The 22,696-nt window shown below is 62.8% G+C and carries 20 protein-coding genes; 7 read left to right on the top strand and 13 right to left on the bottom strand.

Annotated elements, in window-relative coordinates; genetic code table 11:
• Positions 1-116 precede the first annotated feature (116 nt).
• From ACMDCR_RS21265 to ACMDCR_RS21280, 4 genes are all read right to left on the bottom strand, one after another.
• Positions 117-1,208, bottom strand: a complete 1,092-nt coding sequence (locus tag ACMDCR_RS21265; RefSeq protein WP_413988528.1) for an ABC transporter ATP-binding protein — start codon at positions 1,206-1,208, stop codon at positions 117-119.
• Positions 1,209-1,213: 5 nt separating this feature from the next.
• Positions 1,214-2,035 (bottom strand): carbohydrate ABC transporter permease, encoded by an 822-nt coding sequence (locus ACMDCR_RS21270; RefSeq protein WP_413988529.1) that lies wholly within the window; start codon positions 2,033-2,035, stop codon positions 1,214-1,216.
• Entirely contained in the window at positions 2,032-2,958 is a 927-nt protein-coding gene (locus tag ACMDCR_RS21275) for a carbohydrate ABC transporter permease (RefSeq protein ID WP_413988530.1), read from the bottom strand. Before ACMDCR_RS21275 ends, ACMDCR_RS21270 begins: the two co-directional genes overlap by 4 nt.
• A 338-nt stretch (positions 2,959-3,296) precedes the next feature.
• On the bottom strand, positions 3,297-4,556 hold the full coding sequence (locus ACMDCR_RS21280) for an ABC transporter substrate-binding protein (protein WP_413988531.1): 1,260 nt from the start codon (positions 4,554-4,556) through the stop codon (positions 3,297-3,299).
• Positions 4,557-5,125: 569 nt separating this feature from the next.
• Between ACMDCR_RS21280 and ACMDCR_RS21285 the strand changes: the two genes are divergently transcribed.
• Positions 5,126-6,142 carry a substrate-binding domain-containing protein gene (locus tag ACMDCR_RS21285; protein ID WP_413988532.1) on the top strand — a complete coding sequence of 339 codons (1,017 nt, stop codon included), beginning with the start codon at positions 5,126-5,128 and terminating at the stop codon, positions 6,140-6,142.
• Here the strand turns inward: ACMDCR_RS21285 and ACMDCR_RS21290 are convergent, their stop codons facing one another.
• Both ACMDCR_RS21290 and ACMDCR_RS21295 read right to left on the bottom strand, forming a co-directional pair.
• On the bottom strand, positions 6,143-7,030 hold the full coding sequence (locus tag ACMDCR_RS21290; RefSeq protein WP_413988533.1) for a DMT family transporter: 888 nt from the start codon (positions 7,028-7,030) through the stop codon (positions 6,143-6,145).
• A gap of 133 nt (positions 7,031-7,163) precedes the next feature.
• Positions 7,164-8,087: a LysR family transcriptional regulator gene (locus ACMDCR_RS21295; RefSeq protein WP_413988534.1), complete on the bottom strand. Its 924-nt coding sequence runs from the start codon at positions 8,085-8,087 to the stop codon at positions 7,164-7,166.
• Positions 8,088-8,219: 132 nt separating this feature from the next.
• Here ACMDCR_RS21295 and ACMDCR_RS21300 point away from each other — a divergent pair, with 132 nt between their 5' ends.
• The 4 genes from ACMDCR_RS21300 to ACMDCR_RS21315 all read left to right on the top strand — a co-directional run bounded on the left by ACMDCR_RS21300 (position 8,220) and on the right by ACMDCR_RS21315 (position 13,133).
• Complete coding sequence (locus ACMDCR_RS21300) at positions 8,220-9,380, top strand: HlyD family secretion protein (RefSeq protein WP_413988535.1); 1,161 nt, start codon at positions 8,220-8,222, stop codon at positions 9,378-9,380.
• Between the two features lie 76 nt (positions 9,381-9,456).
• Positions 9,457-11,049 carry an MDR family MFS transporter gene (locus ACMDCR_RS21305; protein WP_413988536.1) on the top strand — a complete coding sequence of 531 codons (1,593 nt, stop codon included), beginning with the start codon at positions 9,457-9,459 and terminating at the stop codon, positions 11,047-11,049.
• Positions 11,050-11,091: 42 nt separating this feature from the next.
• Positions 11,092-12,048 (top strand): NADP-dependent oxidoreductase, encoded by a 957-nt coding sequence (locus tag ACMDCR_RS21310; RefSeq protein WP_413988537.1) that lies wholly within the window; start codon positions 11,092-11,094, stop codon positions 12,046-12,048.
• On the top strand, positions 12,045-13,133 hold the full coding sequence (locus tag ACMDCR_RS21315; RefSeq protein ID WP_413988538.1) for an adenylate/guanylate cyclase domain-containing protein: 1,089 nt from the start codon (positions 12,045-12,047) through the stop codon (positions 13,131-13,133). The genes ACMDCR_RS21310 and ACMDCR_RS21315 overlap by 4 nt, the downstream gene beginning before the upstream one ends.
• A gap of 3 nt (positions 13,134-13,136) precedes the next feature.
• Here the strand turns inward: ACMDCR_RS21315 and ACMDCR_RS21320 are convergent, their stop codons facing one another.
• Positions 13,137-13,784: a cyclic nucleotide-binding domain-containing protein gene (locus tag ACMDCR_RS21320; RefSeq protein WP_413988539.1), complete on the bottom strand. Its 648-nt coding sequence runs from the start codon at positions 13,782-13,784 to the stop codon at positions 13,137-13,139.
• 180 nt (positions 13,785-13,964) lie between these two features.
• Between ACMDCR_RS21320 and ACMDCR_RS21325 the strand changes: the two genes are divergently transcribed.
• A complete protein-coding gene (locus ACMDCR_RS21325) occupies positions 13,965-14,801 on the top strand; it encodes a S1/P1 nuclease (RefSeq protein WP_413988540.1) in 837 nt (278 codons plus the stop codon).
• A 398-nt stretch (positions 14,802-15,199) separates the two neighbouring features.
• Here the strand turns inward: ACMDCR_RS21325 and nadC are convergent, their stop codons facing one another.
• Genes nadC through ACMDCR_RS21345 form a run of 4 tightly spaced genes read right to left on the bottom strand, consistent with a single transcriptional unit; the run spans position 15,200 to position 19,580 of the window.
• On the bottom strand, positions 15,200-16,051 hold the full coding sequence (nadC, locus tag ACMDCR_RS21330; protein ID WP_413988541.1) for a carboxylating nicotinate-nucleotide diphosphorylase: 852 nt from the start codon (positions 16,049-16,051) through the stop codon (positions 15,200-15,202).
• Position 16,052: 1 nt separating this feature from the next.
• Positions 16,053-17,612, bottom strand: a complete 1,560-nt coding sequence (locus ACMDCR_RS21335) for an L-aspartate oxidase (RefSeq protein WP_413988542.1) — start codon at positions 17,610-17,612, stop codon at positions 16,053-16,055.
• Positions 17,609-18,592 carry a quinolinate synthase NadA gene (nadA, locus tag ACMDCR_RS21340; protein WP_413988543.1) on the bottom strand — a complete coding sequence of 328 codons (984 nt, stop codon included), beginning with the start codon at positions 18,590-18,592 and terminating at the stop codon, positions 17,609-17,611. The genes ACMDCR_RS21335 and nadA overlap by 4 nt, the downstream gene beginning before the upstream one ends.
• Positions 18,593-18,650: 58 nt before the next feature.
• On the bottom strand, positions 18,651-19,580 hold the full coding sequence (locus tag ACMDCR_RS21345; RefSeq protein WP_413988544.1) for an NUDIX hydrolase: 930 nt from the start codon (positions 19,578-19,580) through the stop codon (positions 18,651-18,653).
• Positions 19,581-19,909: 329 nt separating this feature from the next.
• Here ACMDCR_RS21345 and ACMDCR_RS21350 point away from each other — a divergent pair, with 329 nt between their 5' ends.
• Complete coding sequence (locus ACMDCR_RS21350; RefSeq protein ID WP_413988545.1) at positions 19,910-20,098, top strand: hypothetical protein; 189 nt, start codon at positions 19,910-19,912, stop codon at positions 20,096-20,098.
• A 292-nt stretch (positions 20,099-20,390) separates the two neighbouring features.
• Here the strand turns inward: ACMDCR_RS21350 and ACMDCR_RS21355 are convergent, their stop codons facing one another.
• Together ACMDCR_RS21355 and ACMDCR_RS21360 are read right to left on the bottom strand one after the other, a co-directional pair.
• Entirely contained in the window at positions 20,391-21,737 is a 1,347-nt protein-coding gene (locus ACMDCR_RS21355; RefSeq protein WP_413988546.1) for an aspartate aminotransferase family protein, read from the bottom strand.
• Between the two features lie 60 nt (positions 21,738-21,797).
• The gene (locus ACMDCR_RS21360; protein WP_413988547.1) at positions 21,798-22,658 is read right to left on the bottom strand and encodes a fatty acid desaturase family protein; all 861 of its coding nucleotides are present in this window, start codon (positions 22,656-22,658) and stop codon (positions 21,798-21,800) included.
• Positions 22,659-22,696 lie beyond the last annotated feature (38 nt).

Genomic DNA, 22,696 nt, shown 5'->3' on the forward strand with positions numbered 1-22,696 from the left:
GATGGAAGAAAAGTGGGATCTATAGAAATATTCCTCGGCGGAAAAGTCGCCGAGGATGTGATGCATGAAGTGCGCTCAGAAGGCCTTAGGGCGGCCAATTCAAGGCGTACAATAGCTCAGGCCGTCAACCGCCTGAGTGCGTTGCCTTCGGCGGTGAAGACATGGCACAGCTCCCCCGGCACGCCGATCGAGGCTCTGGTCGCGGCCTCCACCGGCGCGTCGCCGCTGTGGCGCAGGGTGACCAGCTTGCCGTCCGCGGTGCGCACATAGAGAAAGTGGCTCTCGCCCAGTTCCTCCACCACCTCGATCTCGCCGTTGAAGGACGATTCGCCGGCTTCCTCGGAAAGATGCTCGGGCCTGATGCCGAGCTTGACCTTGTCGCCCGTGCGGACGCCAGTGCCGTCAACCCTGGCAACCACGCTGCCGCCGCCCGGCAGGCCGACCTTCACGCCGCCGGCATCCGCCTGCATCACCTCGGTATCGATGAAGTTCATCTGAGGCGAACCGATGAAGCCTGCGACGAAGAGGTTCTTGGGGTTGTGGTAGAGTTCGAGCGGGGCGCCGACCTGCTCGACATTGCCGGCATTGAGCACGACGATCTTGTCGGCCAGCGTCATGGCCTCCACCTGGTCATGCGTCACATAGACCATGGTGGCGCCCATCTGCTTGTGCAGCTTGGCGATGGAGATGCGCATCTGCACGCGCAGCGCTGCGTCCAGGTTGGACAGCGGCTCGTCGAACAGGAAGACCTTGGGGTTGCGCACGATGGCGCGCCCGATCGCCACGCGCTGGCGCTGGCCGCCCGAGAGCTGCTTGGGCAGGCGTTCGAGGAGCGGCGTGAGCTCCAGGATCTTGCCCGCCTCGCGCACCTTCTGGTCGATGGTCTGGGTGTCCGTCTTGGCCAGTTCCAGACCGAAGGCCATGTTCTGGTAGACGTTCATATGCGGGTAGAGTGCATAGGACTGGAACACCATAGAGATGCCGCGATCCTTCGGAGTCTTGTCGTTGACACGCTGGCCGTCGATCATCAGGTCGCCGGAGGTGATGTCCTCCAGCCCGGCGATCAGGCGCAGCAAGGTCGACTTGCCGCAGCCCGACGGGCCGACGAAGACCACGAAATCCTTGTCCTCGATCTCCAGGTTCACGCCGTGCACCGTCTCGATGCGGCCGAAAGACTTGCGAATATTCTTGAGCGTCACATTCGCCATGATGCTTACCCCTTGACGGCGCCGGCGGTGAGGCCCGCCACGATTTTGCGTTGGAAGACGAGGACGAGGACGATGAGCGGCAGCGTCACGATGACGGAGCCGGCCATGATGTTGCCCCAGGGCAGTTCCTGCTGGCTGGCGCCGGACATCGAGGCGATCGCCACCGGCACGGTACGGTTGTCAGGCGAGAAGGTCAGTGCGAACAGGAACTCGTTCCAGGCGGCGATGAAGGCGAGCAGGCCTGTCGTCACCAGCGCGGGCCACATCAGCGGCAGGAAGACGCGGCGGACCACGGTCCAGGGGCTGGCGCCGTCGACGAAAGCGGCTTCCTCCAGTTCCTTCGGGAGTTCCTTCATGAAGGTGGTGAGCACCCACACGGTGAAGGGCAGCGTCAGGATCAGGTTGGAGAGGATCAGCGCCGGCATCGTGTTGTAGAGGCCGAAGGTACGCACCACCTCATACATGCCCGACAACACCGCCACCTGCGGGAACATCGAGACGGCGAGGATGGTCATCAGCAAAAGCCCGCGCCCCTGGAAGTGCACGCGGCCGAGCGCATAGGCCGCGGTAACGCCGAGGAAGAGCGAGATGACCACCACCGAGACGGCCACGATGATCGAGTTCAGGATGTTGGTGGCGAAGGGCTGCTGCTGGAACACCCCGACATAGTTCGAAAAATCGATGCTGTCCGGCAGCAGCGACGTACTGAACAAGGCCTGCCCGGTCCGCATCGAGGTGATGATGGCGTAGTAGAACGGGAAGACCGCATACACGACGATGACGGCGACGAGCAGCCAGAATCCGATCGGCTTGAGAACCTTGCTCATTTTGCGACGTCCTCCGAAACGCGAACCTTGCCGACGGTCATGGCCAGCACCGTGATGAGACCGATCACGAAGAAGAGCAGCGTGGCCGCCGCCGAGCCAAGACCAGTCTTGGCGAAATCGACGAGCTGCAGTCGGGCAAAGCCGGACATCGAGATGGTGTCACGGCTGCCCGAGGTCAGCACATAGATGAGATCGAAGATGCGCAGGGCATCGAGGGCGCGGAACACCACCGCCACCATCAGAGCGGGCCGGATCAACGGCAGCGTCACCTTGAAGAACACCTTCACCGGATGGATGCCGTCGACCTTGGCGGCCTCGTAGCAGTCGGACGGCATCATCTGCAGGGCGGCAAGGACGAGCAGCGCCATGAAGGGCGTGGTCTTCCAGACGTCGACCATGATCACCGCCCACATCGCCGTGTTGGAATTGGCGGTCCAGGCGATCGGTGAAGAGATGATATGCAGGCTCATGAGGATATGGTTGAGGATGCCGAACTGATCGTTGAGCATCCACAGCCACATCTTGGCCGAGACGATCGTCGGGATGGCCCAGGGGATCAGCACGGCCGCGCGCACGATGGCTCGCCCCTTGAAGTTGGCGTCCAGCACCAGCGCCACGATGGTTCCGAGGACCGTCTCCAGCAGAACCGAGACGATCGAGAACCACACCGTGTTCCAGACCGAGAGCCACCAGACCTTGTTGGCAAGCAGGCCCAGCCAGCGGCCGTCGACATAGGTCAGATAGTTGCTCAGACCGATGAACTTATAGCTCCCGGGGGTCGAGAGTTTGGCATCGGTGAAACCGAACCAGATGGTCCGCAGGAGCGGCCACCCGGCGACGATTGCCAGGACGACCAGCATGGGAGCCAGGAATATCCATGCCGATCTCATCCTGGCGCGCGTCAGTTCAGATTGACTGGCCATGTGGCCCTCCCAAGGAGACTGTCAAAGTCCGAAATATGAAAGGCCAGCCCGGCGGGTCGCCGGTCGCTGTGTATGAACAGGCCTTGCAAAGCGAGCCGCGCATGCGCGCAGCGTGCAAAACTTTCGAACCGCCGGTCTCGTTTAAAGCGTCTTGCGATTTGCCGGAATCGGCAAGAATCACAAAGACGCGACGAAACATAGAGTTAGAGCAAGGCAGCGTTTACGCTTAAACGCGCTGTGCTCGAGGCAACGAGGGGGTCCGGCGGCCGGCCAGCAGATTGTCGATGAGAAAGAGCGCCGCGAAACCCCGGGGCTCCGCGGCGCAGTCGGGGAGGATACTACCAGCCCGAGCCCTTGATGTTGGCAAGTTCGCCATCAAGGTCAGACAGGGCTTCGTCAGCTTTCGCCTTCCCGGCGAGGACACTGGCGACCGAGTTCCAGAACGCGTTGGATACCTCGTTGTAGTTGGTGCCGGTGATCTTGGAGGGACGGGCGACAGCGCTGGTGAAGGTGGCCTTCAGGTCGCCGAAGAAGGGCACGGCCTTGAGCACGTCCGGATCCTCGTAGAGGCTGGCGATCGTCGGGTTGTAGCTGCCCTCGATGGCGCGGCGCTTCTGCTCTTCCTTCGAGGTCAGGTAGACGACGAGATCGGCGGCCAGATCCTGGTTCTTGGAGTATTTCGAGACGGCGAGCTGCCATCCACCGAGCGTGCCGGTGTTCTTGCCGTCAGCGCCCCCCTTGGGCAGAGCGACCACGCCGATCTTGCCCTTGACGGGGCTGTCGGCGCCGTTGCCGAGCGACCAGGCATAGGGCCAGTTGCGCATGAAGGCAGAGTTGCCGGACTGGAACACGCCGCGCGCCTCCTCCTCGCCATAGTTGAGGACACCATCCGGCGCGATCTTGCCGACCCAGCTCGCCGCCAGCGTGAGCGCCTCCGCGGCCTTTGGATTGTTGATGGTGATCTTCCCCTCACCGTCGACGATGGCGCCGCCGCCGAAGGAGTTGACCCACTCCAACGCGTCGCAGGTCAGGCCTTCATAGGCCTTGCCCTGGAACACGAAGCCCCAGAACTTGTCGTTGCCGGCCTTGCGCTCGCCATCCTGGATCTTGGTGGCCGCATCGGTCATCTCCTGCCAGGTCGTGGGCGGCTTGATACCATACTTGTCCAGGAGGTCCTTGCGGTAGTAGAGCACGCCCGCGTCGGTGAACCACGGCATCGCCACCAGCTTGCCCCCCACCGTATTGTTGTCGATGATCGCGGGGAAATGATCCTTCTCGGCACCCTTGGTGTAGGAGGCGAGATCGATGAAATGGTTGCCGAGGATACCCGGCCAGATCACGTCGATCTGGAAGACGTCGATATCGCTGGCACCGGCGGAGAGAAGCTGCTGATAGAGGGCCAGGCGCTCGTTGGTGTCGTTTGGCGTCGAGACGATCTTGACGGTGTTGCCCGTCTTCTTCGCCCAGGCCTCCGCGCCGCTTTTGCACAGGCTCAGTTCCTGGCCGACGGCACCGCAGGAGATCGCGATCTCCGCAGCATTGGCATAGCAGGTCAGGGCGATGGATGCGGTAGCGGCTAGGGCCAAGCGCATGAACATGCAGACTTCCTCCTCTTATGATGTTGAGCTGCCTACTCTATGGAAGGTCAGCAAAGGCCATGATCGTTTCCTCAAACGGCAATTTATCGTTAGGGCAGCCGCAAAGTCACTTCAAAGCGCTTTGAGCCTTCAATCCGACAAAAATCTGTCTTTGTCAAGACAGACTATGACAGACATGTGTAACAACTCTTGCGGGCAAGGAGAACAGGCAGGAAGCCCTAGCATCATTGAGATTTTTTGCGGAAAAATCCGCTCGGTTGGCGGACTTTGATCGAATGAACAAAAAAACTGTGAATTTCGCAATAAATCTGACAAACGGAATGCACTCTGCCCTGGAAATGACTATGGTGGCGCGGTTCAACGCGTAAAAAAGGGCCCTCAAAGCGCTTCAACAAGGTGTAAGAAAGGCTTCTCCTCTGCCGAAACCATAAGCCGCTTGGAGTGAACGTCCCCACAGCTAGAAGAGCCGGAGCACGGCTTCTGCATGGAAGGGCACCGGGAAGTCAAGCTGGCAAGCAGCGAAAGTCTACCGACAGAGAGAAGCGAGAAGGCCTGGAAGGATCGTTACGGTGAACTTGAAGGAACTTTCCGAACATCTGGGCCTGTCGCAGACGACCGTCAGTCGTGCACTCAACGGTTTTCCGGAAGTGGGCGAGGCGACGCGCCAGCGCGTGCTCGAGGCCGCCGAGCAATTTCAATACCGCCCCAATGCGAGCGCCCGCAAGCTCGCGACCGGCCGGGCCGGCGCCATCGGCATCGTCTTCTCCGCCGAACGCAACATGCTGCTCGACCCCATCTTCACCGATTTCCTCGCCGGGGTGGCCAGCCAGTGCTCGCTGGCCGACAACGACGTGCTTGTCTCCTCCGCGCATGGCGACGAGGCGGGAACCTACCGTCGCCTCGCCCGCATCCGCTCCGTCGATGCGGTGGTGTTGTCCTCCCCCACGGTGGACGATCCGAGAATTGCTTTGCTGCAGCGTATCGGCATGCCCGTGGTGGTACACGGCCGCTGCCTGACCAACCTGCCCTACGCGCATCTCGATATCGACAATGAGGCAGCCTTCTTCCAGGCAACCACCCTGCTGCTGGATATGGGCCATCGCAGCATCGGCCTCATCAACGAGAGCGTGAACTACACCTTCGCCATGCACCGCTCGGAAGGCTGGCGCAAGGCACTAGGCGAGCATGGCCTGCCCGCGCTGCCGGAACTCGAATGCAGCGCGCGGATGACGGAGGAGAACGGCTATCGCCTTGCCCGCAGCCTGTTCGACCTGCCAACACCACCGACCGCCCTGCTCTGTTCGTCGATCTTCGCGGCGCTGGGCGCGATGCGCGCGGCCCGCGACACCAACCGCATCATCGGCAAGGATCTGTCGATCATTGCCCATGATGACGGTCTCGCCGCCATCCGCCCGGAAACTCTGACCCCGCCGCTTACGACCACCTTCTCCTCGATACACGCAGCCGGCATGCGCGTCGCTGAGATCGCCATGGCGGTCACCAGCGGCGCCGATCCCGCCACGCTCACCGAAATCTGGCCGGTGGACCTGGTGTTCCGCGGCTCGACGGTGCCGCCCGTGAGTTGATCACCCCGCCGGAACAGGCCTTGCCGAGCGGTCCACGTAGAACACGAACAGCCCGCTGCCGATGATGATGGCATTGCCGATGATGATCGGCAGCGTGGGTACGTCGCGCCAGACCAGCCAGCCCATCAGCGTCGCCCACACCATCGCCGAGTACTGGAACGGGGCGAGCGTTGCCGCCGGCGCCATGGCGAGCGCCCGGGTGATGCAGATGAAGCAGACCATGGCGACGATGCCGACCAGGAACATCAGGCCGGTGTCGAACCAATCGGGCGTGGTCCAGGCCAGGGGCAGCGTGGCGCCGCCGATTATCGCCGCACCGGCGAACTGCCACACTACCAGCGGCAGCCAATGGGTGCGCCTGAGCCGCCGCGTCACCGTGACGGCAAGACCGAACATCAGAGCGCCGAACAGGGCGATCGGCGAGGACGAGGAAAACAAGGCGGCGGAAGGCTGCAGAGCGATGACGACCCCGACGAAGCCGGCGACCACCGCGGCCCAGCGGAAGGGCTCGACCTTCTCGCCCAGGAGCGGAACCGACAGCGCCGTGATGATCAAGGGTGCCGCCATATAAAAAGTCATCACATCGGCGAGCGGCATGGTGCGCGTGGAATAGTAGAATGCGAAAGTGTCGCCGGCCATGCACAGGATGCGCACGATCTGCAGCCGCCACTGGCTGAAATCGAACAGGTCGATCCTAAAGCGCCAGGCCATCGGGATCAGCACCACGGCCGCGCCGACCGAGCGCAGCAGCATCAGCTGGCCCACGGAATAATCGGTTACCAGCCATTTGCCGAGTGCATCGTTGAGGGCGAAGAGAAACACGCCGGCCAGATAAAGGCCAGTGCCCATCCTGACGCTCACGCTGCCGGCCTGCCGGGGGGAAGTCATGTCTATCTCGCTCGGCGCAGGAGGGCAGCTGGTTTGTGCGCATTGAGTCGGCGCTTTTTTGACCAATTGATATAGGCAATATCAGCTTTCGCGAGCGGGGCAAGCATCTGCAGGCGTATATTGCCATCGACTGTCAGAGCGCCTTCGCCAGCGTCGGATCCATCCATTTGCGATGCTCGGCGAAACGCTCGGCGAGAAGATCGATGAAGCTGCGAACCTTGGTGGAAAGGTGATGACGATGCGGATAGATCGCGTTGATGGCGAACTCCACCGGCTGGTAGGCTGGTAGAAGCCGCACTAGCCGGCCGTCGGCAATATCGTCCGCCACCACGAAGCTCGGCGCCAGGAAGATCCCCTGTCCGTCGAGGGTAAGGAAGCGTAGCGTCTCCGCACTGTTGGTGACGACATTGCCGCCGATCCTGACCGATATCGGCTTGCCATCCGGCCCCTCGAAGCGCCATTCCTCGCCGAAAGGGTAGAACACGTAGCGCAGGCAATTGTGCTGGGCGAGATCGGCAGGCTCGGCGGGCGCGCCGTGATGCTCCAGATAGGCCAGCGTGCAGCACAATATGTGGCGCCAGGGCGTCAGCCGGCGCACGATCAGGCTCGAATCAGGCGGCGGTACGGTGCGTATGGCAAGATCGTAACCATCTTCGACGATGTCGATCATGCGTTCGCCAATGGTGAGATCGAGCGAAACGGCCGGATTCTGACTGAGATATTCCGACATGATCGGAGAGAGAAAACGCACGATATGGGTGCTGGTATAGACCTTCAGCGTACCGCGCGCTGTCGATGTCAGCGCGGTGGCGATGCTGTCGGCCTCCTCGAGGTCTGACAGGATCTGGATAGAGCGCTCGTAATAGGCCTTGCCGATCTCCGTGAGACTGACCTTGCGGGTGGTGCGGTTGAGAAGGCGTGCGCCAAGCCGGTCCTCGAGCGCCTGAATATGGTTGCTCACCATGGCGACGGACATGTTGAGACGCCGCGCCGCAGCAGAAAAACCACCGCATTCAACCACACGGTTAAACACCGTCAGACTTGTCAGACGATCCATGATCGCGCCGGACTATCCGCTCCTGCTTGATGATCCTTTTGCTTCTTCCTGAATTATCACATCGGGCGAAACGGCGCACCTTGCTCCCATCGAACAGGCCCACGGATTTCGGGCCTTACACAGGAGGATGACATGGTTGAGATGCCCCGCATTGAATCGTTCCAGCAGGTTGTCGAGAGGAAGGAAGTGGAGGTTCCTGCCGCCGTTGCGGTGAAGGCCCCCTCTTCCCGCCGCAAGCTCATCAAGCGTCTCGGCCTCGCCGCCGCCCTTCTCGCCGCCACCGCTTTTGCGGGCGACTATGGCTATACATACTGGACCGTCGGCCAATATCTGGAATCCACGGATGACGCGTATGTGAAGGCCGATTACACCACCATTGCCCCCAAGGTCTCCGGTTACATCGCCGACGTGCTGGTCCAGGATAATGAGAAGGTCAAGGCAGGCCAGGTTCTCGCGCGTATCGATGACCGCGACTTCAAGGCCGCCCTTGCCCAGAGCCAGGCCGATGTCGAAGCCGCCAATGCCGCCATCGGCAATATCGACGCCCAGATCGGCTTGCAGTATTCGCTGGTCGCCCAGGCCCAGGCCAGCGTCGCCGCGACTGAGGCCTCGTTGAAATTCGCCAGGGCCGACGCAGACCGGTACTCCGACCTGATCAAAACCGGCGCCGGCACGCTGCAGCGCGCCCAGCAGACGGAAGCAGCTCGCGACAGTGCCGCCGCTCAGCTCCAAAGCCAGCAGGCTGCCGTACTTGCAACGCGGGCCAAGCTCGACGTGCTCGCCACGGCGCGCAAGCAGGCCGAAGCCCAGCGTGACCGCAGCCTCGCGGCCGCCCATCAGGCCGAGTTGAATCTGTCCTACACGTCCATCATCGCTCCGGTCGATGGCATAGTCGGGGCGCGCTCGCTGCGCATAGGTCAGTATGTCAGCGCGGGGACGCAGCTGATGGCGGTGGTGCCGCTCCACGCCGTCTATGTTGTGGCCAACTTCAAGGAAACGCAGCTCACCAATGTGCGCGACGGCCAGCCCGTCGAGGTCTCGGTGGATGGCTTCCCGGGCGTGCACATCCAGGGCCGCGTCGACAGCATCTCCCCGGCCAGCGGCCTGGAATTCGCACTGCTGCCGCCCGACAACGCCACAGGCAACTTCACCAAGATCGTGCAGCGTATCCCAGTGAAGATCACCTTCGATGACAGCGCTCTTTCCGGCCTCCTGCGCTCGGGCATGTCGGTCGAGCCGACCATCGACAGCCGGTCGATGGCTCTCGTCGGATCTTCAAGTCAGGGCGAATAATCCTTTCGCCCTTTTCCGAATTATCGCCAGCACGCTTTCGACGCATCCTGCCTTCGCAGACAGGGAGGAACCCGCTATGACCACGCTCACCGCAGCCGTCCCCACCATTCCCCAAGCCGATGCCGGCACCGGCGCAGCCAGGATGTGGATCGCCGTTATCGCATCCACGCTCGGCGCCTTCATGGCGGTGCTCAACATCCAGATCGTCAACGCCTCGCTCGCCGACATCCAGGGCGCCATCGGCGCCGGCATCGACGACGGCGGCTGGATCTCCACCGCCTATCTGGTCGCCGAGATCGTGGTGATTCCTCTCACCGGCTGGCTGGCACAGGTGTTCTCGATCCGCCTCTACCTTCTGGTCAATGCCGTTCTCTTTCTCGCGTTCTCCGTCGCTTGTGCCTTCGCCCAGAATCTCGAGCAGATGATCGTGCTCCGGGCCGTGCAGGGCTTTACCGGCGGCGTCCTGATCCCGATGGCATTCACCATCATCATCACCATGCTGCCCAAGGCAAAGCAACCGATCGGCCTCGCCCTCTTCGCACTTTCCGCTACTTTCGCGCCGGCCATCGGTCCGACCATTGGTGGCTATCTTACCGAGAATTGGGGCTGGAAATATATCTTCTACGTCAATCTGGTGCCTGGCGCCCTGATGGTCGGCATGCTCTGGTTCTCGCTGGAGAAGAGCCCGCTGCGTCTGGCGCTGCTGCGCCAGGGCGACTGGGCCGGCATCATCACCATGGCGATAGGCCTTGCCACGCTGCAGACGGTGCTTGAAGAAGGCAACAAGGACGACTGGTTCGGCTCGCCCTTCATCGTCCGCCTGTCGCTGATCGCCTTCGTTTCCCTCTCGGCCTTCCTGTGGATCGAGCTGACGGCCACCCACCCGCTCCTCAACCTGCGCCTGCTGGTGCGCCGTAATTTCGGTTTCGGCATCCTCGCCAACTTCCTGCTCGGCATCGCGCTCTATGGTTCGGTCTTCGTGCTGCCCGTCTATCTCACCCGTATCCAGGGCTACAATTCAGAGCAGATCGGCATGGTGCTTGCCTGGACCGGCCTGCCGCAGCTCCTGCTGATCCCGCTGGTGCCCCGCCTGATGAAGCGTTTCGACGTGCGCCTGGTCATCGCCTTTGGCTTCGCCCTCTTCGCCACCAGCAACTTCATGAACATCTTCATGACCGCAGACTACGCTTCCGATCAGCTGTTCTGGCCGAATATTGTCCGCGCTGTCGGCCAGGCCCTCGTCTTCACCCCGCTTTCGGCGGTGGCCACGGCCGGTATCGAAAAAGAGAACGCTGGCTCGGCTTCCGCTCTGTTCAACATGATGCGTAATCTCGGCGGCGCCATCGGCATCGCCATGCTGCAGACCTTTCTGAGCAAGCGCGAGCAGTTCCACTCCAACATCCTCACCAACTCGGTTTCCCTGTTTGAGGAGGCCACCCGTGAACGCATTGCCAAACTGACGGCGTATTTCATGTCCCACGGCGTCGCCGATCAGGCCACCGCCACGCACAAGGCGATCATCGCCCTGGCTTTCCGGGTTCGCGAGCAGGCCAATATCATGGCCTTCAGCGACACCTTCTATCTCCTGGGTGCCGCGTTGGTCTTCGCTCTCGTCGCCAGCCTGGCCCTCAAGAAAACTAGCCACCTCGACGGCGGCGCCGCCCATTGACGCCCCCTCATTCTCCAACACGCAGGTCAAGGAAACCAAGCCATGATCACCGCTCTCCCCGCCACCACGAAGGCCGCCCGCGTCAACCAGTATGGCCCGCCCGACATCATCAGCCTGGAAGATATCACCATTCCCACGCCTGGCGAGAATCAGGTCCTCGTCGAAGTGAAGGCCGCTGGCGTCGGCCCCTGGGACGGCTGGATCCGTTCTGGGAAGAGCGCCCTGCCCCAGCCGCTGCCGCTGACGCTCGGGTCCGACCTCTCCGGCATCGTGGTTGCCGTCGGCCCCGGCGTCGGCACCTTCAAGCCCGGCGATAGGGTGTTCGGCGTCACCAATCCCCGCTTCACCGACGCCCACGCGGGCTACGCCCTTGCCAATGCCGGCATGATCGCCCTAAGGCCAGCCGCCCTCGACGATGTCGAGGCCGCCTCGGTACCTGTGATCGCCGTCACCGCCTGGCAGGCTCTGTTCGAACGGGCGCATCTCAAAGCGGGGCAGAGCGTGCTGATCCATGGCGCGGCCGGCAATGTCGGCGCCTTCGCAGTGCAGATGGCGCATCAGGCCAGCCTGCATGTCATCGCTACCGCCGGCTCAGACGACCTTGAAACCGTGCGCAACCTCGGTGCCGACCAGGCGGTGGACTTCCGCAAGGACCGCTTCGAGGATGTGGTCCGTGATGTCGACGCCGTCATCGATCTTGTCGGCGGCGAGACACAGACGCGCTCCTTCGCGGTGCTGAAGTGTGGTGGCTATCTTGTCTCCGCGGTGTCGCAACCGGACCAGGCGCTGGCGGCCCAGCGGGGTGTCACGGCTGGCTTCTTCCTGGTCGACGTCACCACACAGCGCCTTGATGAAATCGCGACCCTGATTACAGCCGGCAAGCTCAAGACCAATGTCGGGCTTGTGCTGCCCCTCGCCGAAGCCCGCATGGCACATGAGATGCTGGAAGGCGCCGGGCCGCGTCCGCATGGCAAGGTCGTTCTGAGGATCGCGTCATGAATACCCATTTTGCCGACCAGGCTGCTTCCGGCCGCTCCGCCGCGATCCTGGCCGTGGTCGAGTGGCTAAGCGGCAATGACTGCCACGAGATAGACGACGCCGGCCTGATCGCCGGCCTCGGCCAGCGCCTGAAGAGCGCTGGCCTGCCCCTCGACCGGCTGACATTGCATCTGCGCACGCTTCATCCGGACCTCGCCGGCCGCACCCTGGCCTGGTCCCCCGGCGGGCCGGTCGAGGTCTATGACCGCGACCGCCCGATGCTCAACTCCGCCGCGTTTCGTGACAGCCCGCTGCGCAGGGTCATGGATGCCCGCCAGCCTCTCAGGACGCAGGGCCATGAGGTGGAGGCCAAGGCCTTGCGGAGCCTCGATATCTTCCGCGGTCACGACCTCAGCGCCTTCGCCATCGAACCGCTGCACAGTGCTGGCAGCCCTGTCAGCGTCGTCTGCTTCGCCACGACCCAGCGTGGCGGCTTCGGCCTGGCCGATCGCGCGATGATCGAGCGCGTCCTGCCCGCCTTGCGCAACAACTGCGAACTCCGAGCCCTGCGACAGGTCGAGCTTCCCGTCCTCGACATCCTGCTCGGCCGCCCGACCGCGGGACGCCATCTTGCCTCCCAGCTCCATGGGGGCGAAGTCCAGACCATAGCAGGCGCTCTGGTGATGTTCGGCCTGACCGGCTGGGAAAATATGCCCCGCCTTGACGCGGATCCCGGCATCCTCGACACGCTGGCCGGGCATCTCGGCCGGATGCGCACGGCCGCTGCTGTGGCCGGCGGGCTGGTGCTCAATGCGGATGGGCAAACCATGCTTGCCGCCTTCGTGACTGGCGAGGCGCAGGAGACCCGCTCGGCGGCGCTGGAGGCGGCCCGGCTTGCAACGCAGCCCGACGACAGCGACCGGAGCGGACTGCGCGTCGCCGCAGCCCTCCATGACGGCGAGATCCTGATCGGCACCGTTCCGGCGGCATCTGGGCGCGAGCTCACCTGCTTTGGCGCCGATCTGGAGATCCTGAACAAGCTCCTGGCGAGCGCCATCGAGAGCGGCACGCCCCTTCTCACCTCTGCAGCGTTCAGCCAGGCCTGAGCCTCACGCCGCCGCCATCTTGGCGGCCATGTCGGAGGTGAGCAGGCCATCCAGCGCGACCTTGATCAACGGCCGGCGCAACTGCAGGGCCTGAAGCGCCTTGGCCGGCCATTCCACATGGCAGGCGCCGGGCTCGACCGTGACGGTCGCGCTCGCCGGCGCCTTGCGCAGGAAGCCGATCTCCCCGATGAAGGCAAACGGGCGGAGCGGAAAGCTGCGGCCAGCCTTGGTGACCTTCGGCGTGCCCTCCAGCACGTAATAGATCTTTTCCACCGGCGCACCTTCCCGCACCAGGATCTGGGTGGTCTCGGCCTTGCGCCAGGTAGCGATCTTCATCAACGCACGGAACTCGCCCGGCGAGAGCGTGCCGAAGGCGGCGAAGAGCCGGCGCTCGTCGTCGCTCAAGCGGAACTGCGTGCGGGCAAGCAGCAGTTGGCTCATCATGAAGAGGTTCACGCCAAGATTGACGGTGGTCCAGAAGATCGCATCCCACAGGAGAACCTCGGGCACCACGAAATAGTAGAGGATGTAGAGCAGCGTGGAGACGACGAGCAGAACTCGCAGCACGATCTGGTCCCGGCAGGTCAAGGCGGCGACGGAAATGAGGGCGGCTGCGTGAATGAGGCCAAGCCGCATGATATCGAAGAACATTGCAACACCGAAAGTCCACTCCCGGCCCCTGCGGCCACGATGTGTTGGAGCGGATATCGTTCGCCTGCGAACGAATTTCTGTGCCGGCGCGCACGTCGCCCTGCCAGGCTGGCCGACGTCACTCCCTCGTCACGCGAAGGGCCGATGCTCCGACATCCTTCGATGAGCGGAGTTCCTTCGATGCGCCGAATTCTCCTTGGATTGTCCCTCTGCCTTGCGCTTGCCATCAGCTCTGGCCCCGCTCTCGCCTGGGGCGACCGCGGGCATTCGATTGTGGCCGAACTCGCCCAGCGCCACCTGACGCCGAAAGCGGCCGACGCCGTGCGCGAGCTCCTGGCCGGCGCGTCGATGGCGGGTGTCGCGAGTTGGGCCGACGACTACAAGTTCCGCCCCGAAGGCAGCTCCACCCAAGCCTGGCATTTCATCGATATCGACGTCGCCAAAGCGACCTATAGCGAAGATGACTGCAAGGGCGCCTGTCTCGTCTCAGCTTTGCGCCTGGAAAGCGCCATCCTCAGCGATCCGCATCGCCACGAGGCCGAGCATCGCCAGGCGCTCATGATGCTGATCCATCTCGTCGGCGACAGCACACAGCCCTTCCACTGCGCCGAGCGCGACAACGACAGCGGCGCCAACCTCGTGCCCGTGACGCTGGCCATCAACGGCCCAGACGGCAAGCCGCTGCCTGTCGTGCAGACCAATCTGCATGCGATCTGGGACGACGCGCTGATCAATGCTCATGTCTATTCCTGGGGCGTCTATGCGGATGATCTGGAAACCCGCCTCTTCGCCGGCCTGCCGGCTCCGACCATCTATGGCGACTGGGCCGCGACCTGGGTGGACGAGTGCCACGTCGTCGCCCAGCGCCTCTACAAGATGACGCCAGCCCCCGCCGCCGGCGCCTCGGTCAATATCGGCACGGACTACCAGAAGGCCGTGCAGCAGACGATAGACCTGCAGCTCGCCACCGGCGGAGCAAGGCTGGCAGCGCTGCTGAACCATCTGTTGGGGGAGTGAGCCGGGGGACGAAATCTGGTGGGCCCGGAGGGCACAACGGGGAAGTACAGCTAATCAGTTCCAAGAAATAACACTTAGGAAAACAGCTGATATCCGGTCGGCCCCATCGCCCTAAAATGGTCGCGCTGGCAGCAGCACCATTGCGAAGCACCGGTTATCTTCACTTCTTTGTAACGTCGAAGAAGCTCCGCCTTAATCTGACGCTCAGTAGCCGTCCCGCCATCTTTCTTGGCGATTTCGGCATATGTCGCCTCAATATTGCGAGCCACAACAGGGTTTATCGCGAAACATGGAGCGCAGAATGATTGGACTGCGGCAAGCGCGCTGTAGGACCTAGGTGTGAGCTTTCAGGAGGGTTGTCCATCCGGTCTACATCCGATACATGGCACTTTGGCTGATCAGGATTGGTAGTCCAACCCGATATCCAGGGCTGGAGCGCTATGGGTGAGCCAGCCAATGGAGATCAGATCGACGCCGCTGGCCGCGATGGCCGGTGCGGTGGCGGCGGTGACGCGGCCGGAGGCCTCGGTCAAGGCACGGCCGTTGACCATCGCGACGGCCTGGCGCAGCTCATCCGGCGTCATGTTGTCGAGCAATACCGCGTCAACACCGAAGGCCAACGCCTCCTCGAGCTGAGCGAGGGTGTCGACCTCAAGCTCCACCTTGACCATATGCCCGGCAGCCGCGCGTGCCCGTTCCAGGGCCGGGCGAATGCCGCCGGCGATCGCGACATGGTTATCCTTGATGAGCACGGCGTCATCGAGACCGAAGCGGTGGTTGCTGCCGCCGCCGGCACGCACGGCGTATTTTTCAAGGGCTCTCAGGCCAGGCGTGGTCTTCCGGGTGCAAACGATATGGGCCTTGTATTCACTGATAGCGGAGACCACCGCCGCGGTCGCCGTGGCGATACCGCTCAGATGGCATAGGAAGTTGAGCGCCGTGCGCTCCCCAGTCAGCAGCGCACGAGCAGAGCCGCTCAGGGTTGCGATCACCGAGCCTGGCACGACAGCGCTGCCATCCGGTCGCTCCACGACCAATTCGATACCGGGATCGAGCATCCGGAATGCCATGGCGGCAACGTCGAGGCCTGCAACGACACCGGGCTGGCGAGCGGCAAGGACGGTTGTCGCACGCAAGTCCGGGGGAACGATCGCGTCGGTCGTCAGGTCGCCAGCCCGCCCGAGATCCTCGACCAGGGCGGCACGAACCAACGGTTCGAACAAAAGGGGAGAAAGGGGAGACAGATTCATCTTAGGCGCTTTCAGCAAATTGGATGGGGCTCGGAGGCAGATCGGCGGCGGCTGTCTCAGCGGCGGCTTCCAGGGCGGCATCGAGAGACAGGAGCGATCGCTGAGATGCCGGATCCGAATGGGGAAAGTCCGTGCGGGCGTGAGCGCCGCGGCTTTCTTCGCGACGAAGAGCGGAAACGGCAATCATGAGGCCAATCAGCGCCGGCTCCGAAGCTGGTGCTCGGCGGCTGGCGAGTGGCAGGAGCTGTGCGATGGCATTTTCAAGCCCATGCCGGTTGCGCAGGACCCCGAGCCAACGCGACATGATGGGCCGCACGGGCGTGGGGTTGGGTGGGGCTGGCACGACAGGCAAGGCCGGAAAGGCGCGCTGTCGGGCGGCCTGTCCCTTGACGCTGTCCGCAATCCACGAGGCACAGACCGCAGCTTCCATCAGCGAATTGCTGGCAAGACGGTTAGCCCCGTGAAGTCCCGTGCAGGCCACTTCGCCGCAAGCCCACAGGCCTTCGATCGAACTGCGCCCCTCTCCATCCACTGCAACGCCGCCCATGTGGTAGTGCACCGCCGGGCGGACAGGAAAAGGCTGTGATTGTGGATCGAAGCCGGCCTGCCTGCAGATCTCGCTGATCCCAGGAAACCGCCTGGAGAAGGCGGCGCCCGGCTTGCTGCGTGCATCCATATAGACCGAATGCCCCTCGGCAAGGTGACGCCATATGCCGCGAGCGACGGCATCTCGTGGGGCGAGCTCCGCTCCCGGTAGATCCGCGAGGAAGCGTTTCCCCGTCTCGTCGACAAGGATGGCGCCCTCCCCCCGTACGGCTTCGCTGATCAGGGCCATGGGACGAGCGGCGCCATCCAATGCCGTTGGATGGAACTGAACGAATTCCAGATTGGAAAGCAGCGCCCCTGCCCGCGCTGCCAGGGCAAGGCCCTGCCCCATGCTTGCTCGCGGATTGGTGCTGTCGAGGAAAAGACCACCGATACCACCGGTTGCCAGCACCACGCGCGAGGTGGGGATCACAAAAGGTCCAGTGCCGCCCGCGGCAAGCAAACCGGCGATCATGCCGTCGTTGACGATGAGCTGGCGGGCCTCGACACCCTCCAGCACTGTAATCGAAGGCGTGCGGCGGACAGCCAGGATGAGTGCCCGCATGATCTCCCGGCCGGTGCTGTCGCCTCCGGCATGGATTATGCGGCGGCGTGCATGGGCGGCCTCGAGACCGAGCAACAAGCTGTCGCCTTCGCGGTCGAAGCGGACGCCGAGCCGGCTGAGCGTCTGCACGGCGGCCGGCGCCGCCTCGATGATACGCCGCGCCTGCTCCCGATCGACAAGACCGTGGCCGGCGGCGATGGTATCCGCCAGATGCAACTCGGGGTTATCGTCCGAGCCGATGCTGGCAGCAAGGCCCCCTTGAGCCCAGGCCGTCGACGTCTCTGCACCGAGATGGCCATAAGAGAGCAGGACAACAGGCTCGGGCGCCAGGCAGAGTGCCGTCATCAGACCGGCGATGCCCGCACCGACAACAGTAGGCCGATCGGCAAAGGCGTTGGGATGGTCGGTCATAGCGCCAGCATCCTCTCGACGGCCAGGCGCGCCCGCACGGCAACAGCCGGGTCGATAGTCACGACATCGCTGTTCGTCTCCAGGGCCTGGCGGATATTGGCGAGCGTGATCCGCTTCATGTGCGGACACAGATTGCACGGCCGCACGAACTCGACATCGGGATGCTGCACGGCCACGTTGTCGCTCATCGAGCACTCGGTCAAAAGCACGACGCGCGGTGGCTTGTTGACGGCGACATAGTCCGACATGACGGCTGTCGATCCCGAGAAATCCGCCTCCGCCACCACATCGGGCGGGCATTCGGGATGGGCGAGGATGATGATGCCAGGATGATCCTCGCGAAGCTGGCGCACCTCCTGCGGCGAGAAGCGCTCATGCACTTCGCAATGCCCCTTCCAGGCGATGATCTCGACATCCGTCTCGGCCGCGATGTTCCTGGCGAGAAATTCGTCGGGAAGCATGATCACGCGGCTGACACCCAGACCCTCCACAATCGCCCTTGCGTTGCCGGACGTACAGCAGATGTCGGATTCGGCCTTCACGGCGGCCGAGGTGTTGACATAGGTCACGATCGGCACACCGGGATGGGTCCGGCGCAGCAGGCGAACATCCTCCGGACGGATTGACTCGGCGAGCGAGCAGCCCGCCGCCCTATCCGGGATCAGGACCGTCTTGTCCGGATTGAGCAGTTTGGCGGTCTCGGCCATGAAATGCACGCCGGCGAGGACGATTATATCGGCATCGACTTCCATCGCCTTGCGCGCCAGAGCCAGACTGTCCCCAACAACGTCGGCAACGCAGTGGAAGATTTCCGGCGCCTGGTAGTTGTGGGCCAGGATGACGGCGTTGCGCCGCCTCTTGAGCTCCAGAATGGCATCGACATCGTCGGCAAAGACCGGCCATTCGATGGCTGGGATGACCCGCTTCACGCGATCGTAGAGAGGAGCCGTTCGGGCCAGAAGGGCGGTATCGCTTGGCATCTTTTATACTCCGATTGAGCATATCTCGAACATATGCTTATACTGAGCATAAGGAATGTCAAGCCCGCGAGAGCGGCAGCTTGGTGCCGGCCACCACGCGTTCAGCAAGGACGGCATGGCGGAAGCGGAAGAGTTTGGCCGGGCGCCCGATCGTATCCGCGGTTATGGCTCCGGTTTCCTCGACCAGTTCCTGTTGCTCGATAAGGCGCCGGAAGTTCTGCTTATGGACGAGCCGCCCGGCCAGGGCCTCGACGCTGCGTTGCAACTGCAGGAGCGTGAAGGTCGGCGGCAGGAGCTCGAAGACGACGGGTCGATATTTGATCTTGGCGCGGAGCCTGGCAATGCCGGTGGCAAGGATACGGCGATGATCGGCCAGCATCGGTTTGCCCGGGACAAGAATCGCATTGTTCCCCGCGCCAGCCTGCGCCGCCGCGGGCACGAGTCCAGCCTCGTAGAGCAGCTCGTAGCGCTGCAGCACGAGTTCCTCGTTCCAGCCGAAGCCTTGCAGGCCGAAGGCGATATTCACCCTTTGAAAGCGTTCCCCACGCAAGGTCGAAGTTTCGGCGCTCTCGGCCCAACGGCGCAGGGGTACCGCAATACGCTCTTCAAAGAAGGAGGGCAGGCCCGCGCGGTGATCCTCCCATGGAAAATAGTCATACCAGTCGCGCCAACCCGTTTCGACAGAGCCCTTTCGATCCTCCCGGGTGAGCCCCAGATAGCTGATCGAAATAACGCGATGGGCATCCTCCCCCGTGCGATCCTTGTCGGCGAAGGTGTAGAGCTGCTCGATATAGCCCAGGGGATGTCCGGTCTGGCGTTCCACCCAGGCCCGCAACCCGGACTGCAGCGACCGATGCCCGGCTTCGAAGGGTCCCGACGGCAAGGCATCCCCAGCTTGCACGGTCATGACCCGCGGCCGATCTGCGCTGACGGCGACAAGCACTGCGATGAGATCAGCATTGATGGAGTTGCCGTCGTCAATCGGCACGATTCGTCTCCTGGGCCCTGAACGCGAGATGCTCTGATTCTCAAATGAAACGTTCTGACCCAACTTCTCTCTCAGATTGATTGAAGTTTCTCAAATGATCCGTTTCTGCGCGGTCCGATGGTGTGGCTCGGTTCGCGGTGTCGAGCTTGGATAGTTCCGCCTGGATCTCGGAAGCTTTATATCTTGTGCGTGGACGTAAAGGTCACCCGACACGGTATCGAAGTCATCGACGTGGGTGATGGTGGTCCGGTTGCAAAAGAAACATGCTGCAGGGAACAAAAGGGCGCCTTGAACGCTTTGGTTAACTATAGTGACCTGGAGGTTTAGTTGTGGAAACCAGAGAAGGAATTTTTCGCTGGGCAGTTGGTCAGCATGAGCTGGCATGTATTCTCGATGGCCAGGAGCAAAAGCACGTCAAGCGCGAACGGTATGAGCTGCTGGAGACGCAGCCGCCCTATGACGATCTGCCCACTGAAGAAAGTTGGCGCGCGGCACATCGCGTAGAACCCGTTCAGTAAAGACCGTTCCCTGCATGACATCGTCAGGGCTACACCAAAAGTGACGAAGACCCTCATAAACTGCAAATCGACACAGGGCGGAATCCCAAGGGAGCAAGCATAGCCGCGCCCGGTCGAGAAGCGGGTGGCCATGACAGGCAATGTGCGAATCTGCCTCCCCCGTGCCGAATTAGGCCGCGCGACAGCCGAGAATGACCAACGCGAGGATGCCGGGCTCGACAAGCGGCAGGGCGACGTATTCCCACGCGGGGTCCTAGCCGACCGGGCGAGGTATCGGCTCCCCGTTGTTTGCTCAGATCGCCCTGGCGAGCGCCATCGCCGTGTCCTTGGCAGCGTGAAGTGTGAGAGCGATGTCCTCTGCCGTATGCGCCGTCGAAACGAAGAGGTTCTCATAGGCGCCGGGATGAAACAGCACGCCACGTTCCAGCATGCCCTCCCACCATAGTCGGAACAGGTCCTGGTCGGCATGGCGTTCGGCATCGCGGTAGTTTTCGATGGGCCGCTCCGCGAACCACACCTGCATCAGCGGACCGATGCCCACGACCTTTGCCGGCAGGTCTGCTGCCCGAAGCTCGGCTTCCAGGCCCTCGCGCAAGGTGTCGGACATGCTCTCGAGACGATCATAGGTGCCCGGTCTGGCGAGTTCGTCGAGCGCCGCGTTGGCAGCGGCTACCGCGATGCCATTGGCCGTATAGGTGCCGGCCATGGAGACGGTTCCGTCGGCCACCAGCTTCATGATATCGGCGCGTCCGCCGAGCGCTGCCACAGGAAAGCCACCACCCAGTCCCTTGGCAAATACCGAGAGGTCCGGGCGGATGCCGAAGCGTTCCTGCGCTCCGCCGAGGCCGAGACGGAATCCGGTGATTACTTCGTCGAAGATCAGCACGATTCCGCGCTCGTGGGTCAATGTCCGCATTGTTTCGAGAAAACCGGGCCGGGGGAGGATGCAGCCGGTATTGCACATCACCGGCTCGGTCAGTATGGCGGCAATATCATCGCCTTCCCGGGCGATGACGTCGGCGAGAATATCGGCGTTGTTCCAGGGCAGGATGATGAGGTTCTCCTCCACGCCCTCCGGCATGCCCGGCCCTTGTGCCACCGGGTTTGGCCGGTCGTCAGGACCCGCCTTGGCGATCGCGGGATGCTTGCTCCAATAAACCCCGTCCGAAAAGCCGTGATACATGCCCTCGAAGCGGATGACCTTGCGCCGTCTGGTAAAGGCGCGGGCAAGGCGCGTGGCGTAAAGCACAGCCTCGGTGCCGGTGTTGCAGAGCCGGACCTGATCGACGCTCGGCACCGCCGCGATGATCTTTTCGGCCAGCACCGCCTCTTCGGCCGTCGGCAGGGCGAATATGGTGCCGCGCCGTTCGATGAAGTCGACGACCGCCCGCGTCACGCCCGGGGGGCGGTGCCCGAGGATCATCGGACCAAGGCCCAGGAGATAGTCGATATAGTGGTTGCCGTCGACGTCCTGCAGACGAGAGCCGTCCCCACTTTCCACGAAGAGCGGATAGGGCATCCAGCCCGACCATTGCGCCCGGGCGGTGCTGTTGACGCCGCCGGGAATGACCTGGCGCGCTGAGTCGAACAGAGCTGCGCTGTTGGTGGTGCGGGTAAGCGGCTTGTGTATGAAATTCACGGGATCTGTCTCGATTATGCAACGGGAAGGGCCGGGCGCTTTCCCCGCGCCCGGTTGGGATCAGCGCTCGGCCACGTCGGCGTCGAGGAAGCCGAGCGGATGGGGCGGCCGGATCACCCGGGTGCCCGCCCTCTCCTGTTCATCGGCAATGGCGTGATGGAGTTCGGGCATCTTGGTCCAATGCACCTTGGGCCGGTAGTGATGCTCGGCATGATAGCCGTTGTTCATCCAGGTCCAGTTGTAGAGCTTCTCATAGGTGCTGACGCCCCAGGCGAGCGGCTTGTCGGGGTCACCACCGAAATGCTCGTAGTAGCCATTGAGCGAGGAGAGGCATTGGCCGAGATAATTGAAGGGCAGCATGCAGGCCACGAACCGCCAGTCGATCACGGCCAGAACAAGGTAGAAACCGATCATGACGGCAAGTTCCATCCTGGCTTGGCGCGCCTCGCCCGGGCGGCGGGCCGCCATCGCTCGCAGGATCTCGGCGGGATCGTCCCGAAAATAGCTAAGGAAGGTATAGCGCCAGACATTCTCCGGCTCGCCGTCACGGCCATGCTTGTAGATCGAGAGGTAGTCGAGCGTGTGCCCCTTCTCGTCCGGCCGGTCCATGTTGCCGCTGTGATGGCGCATATGGACGAAGTGATACATTGCCTGGGAGAAGCCGAGGGTAAGCGACAGGATCAGACTGAAAGCCGCATTCAGCCTCTCGCTTCGGAAATAGGGATTATGGATGAAGTTGTGCGAGATGCTGTTGATGTTCCAGGAAATCGACAGCGAATAGATCAGCCCCAAGGAGATGAAGCTCCACCAGGACTGCGAAGGGAAGGCAAGGAACAGGGCCAGCACCCCCACCAGATGCGCAAGACCGAGCGTTACCGGCATCCAGTCCCAGGAGGAATATTGCAGAAGACGGATCTGCATTGCAGAGATACTCCGGGTTCGACGCGCCGACGCTCTCC

The sequence above is a fragment of the Labrys okinawensis genome, from assembly GCF_047345005.1.
Taxonomy (GTDB): Bacteria; Pseudomonadota; Alphaproteobacteria; order Rhizobiales; family Labraceae; genus Labrys; species Labrys okinawensis.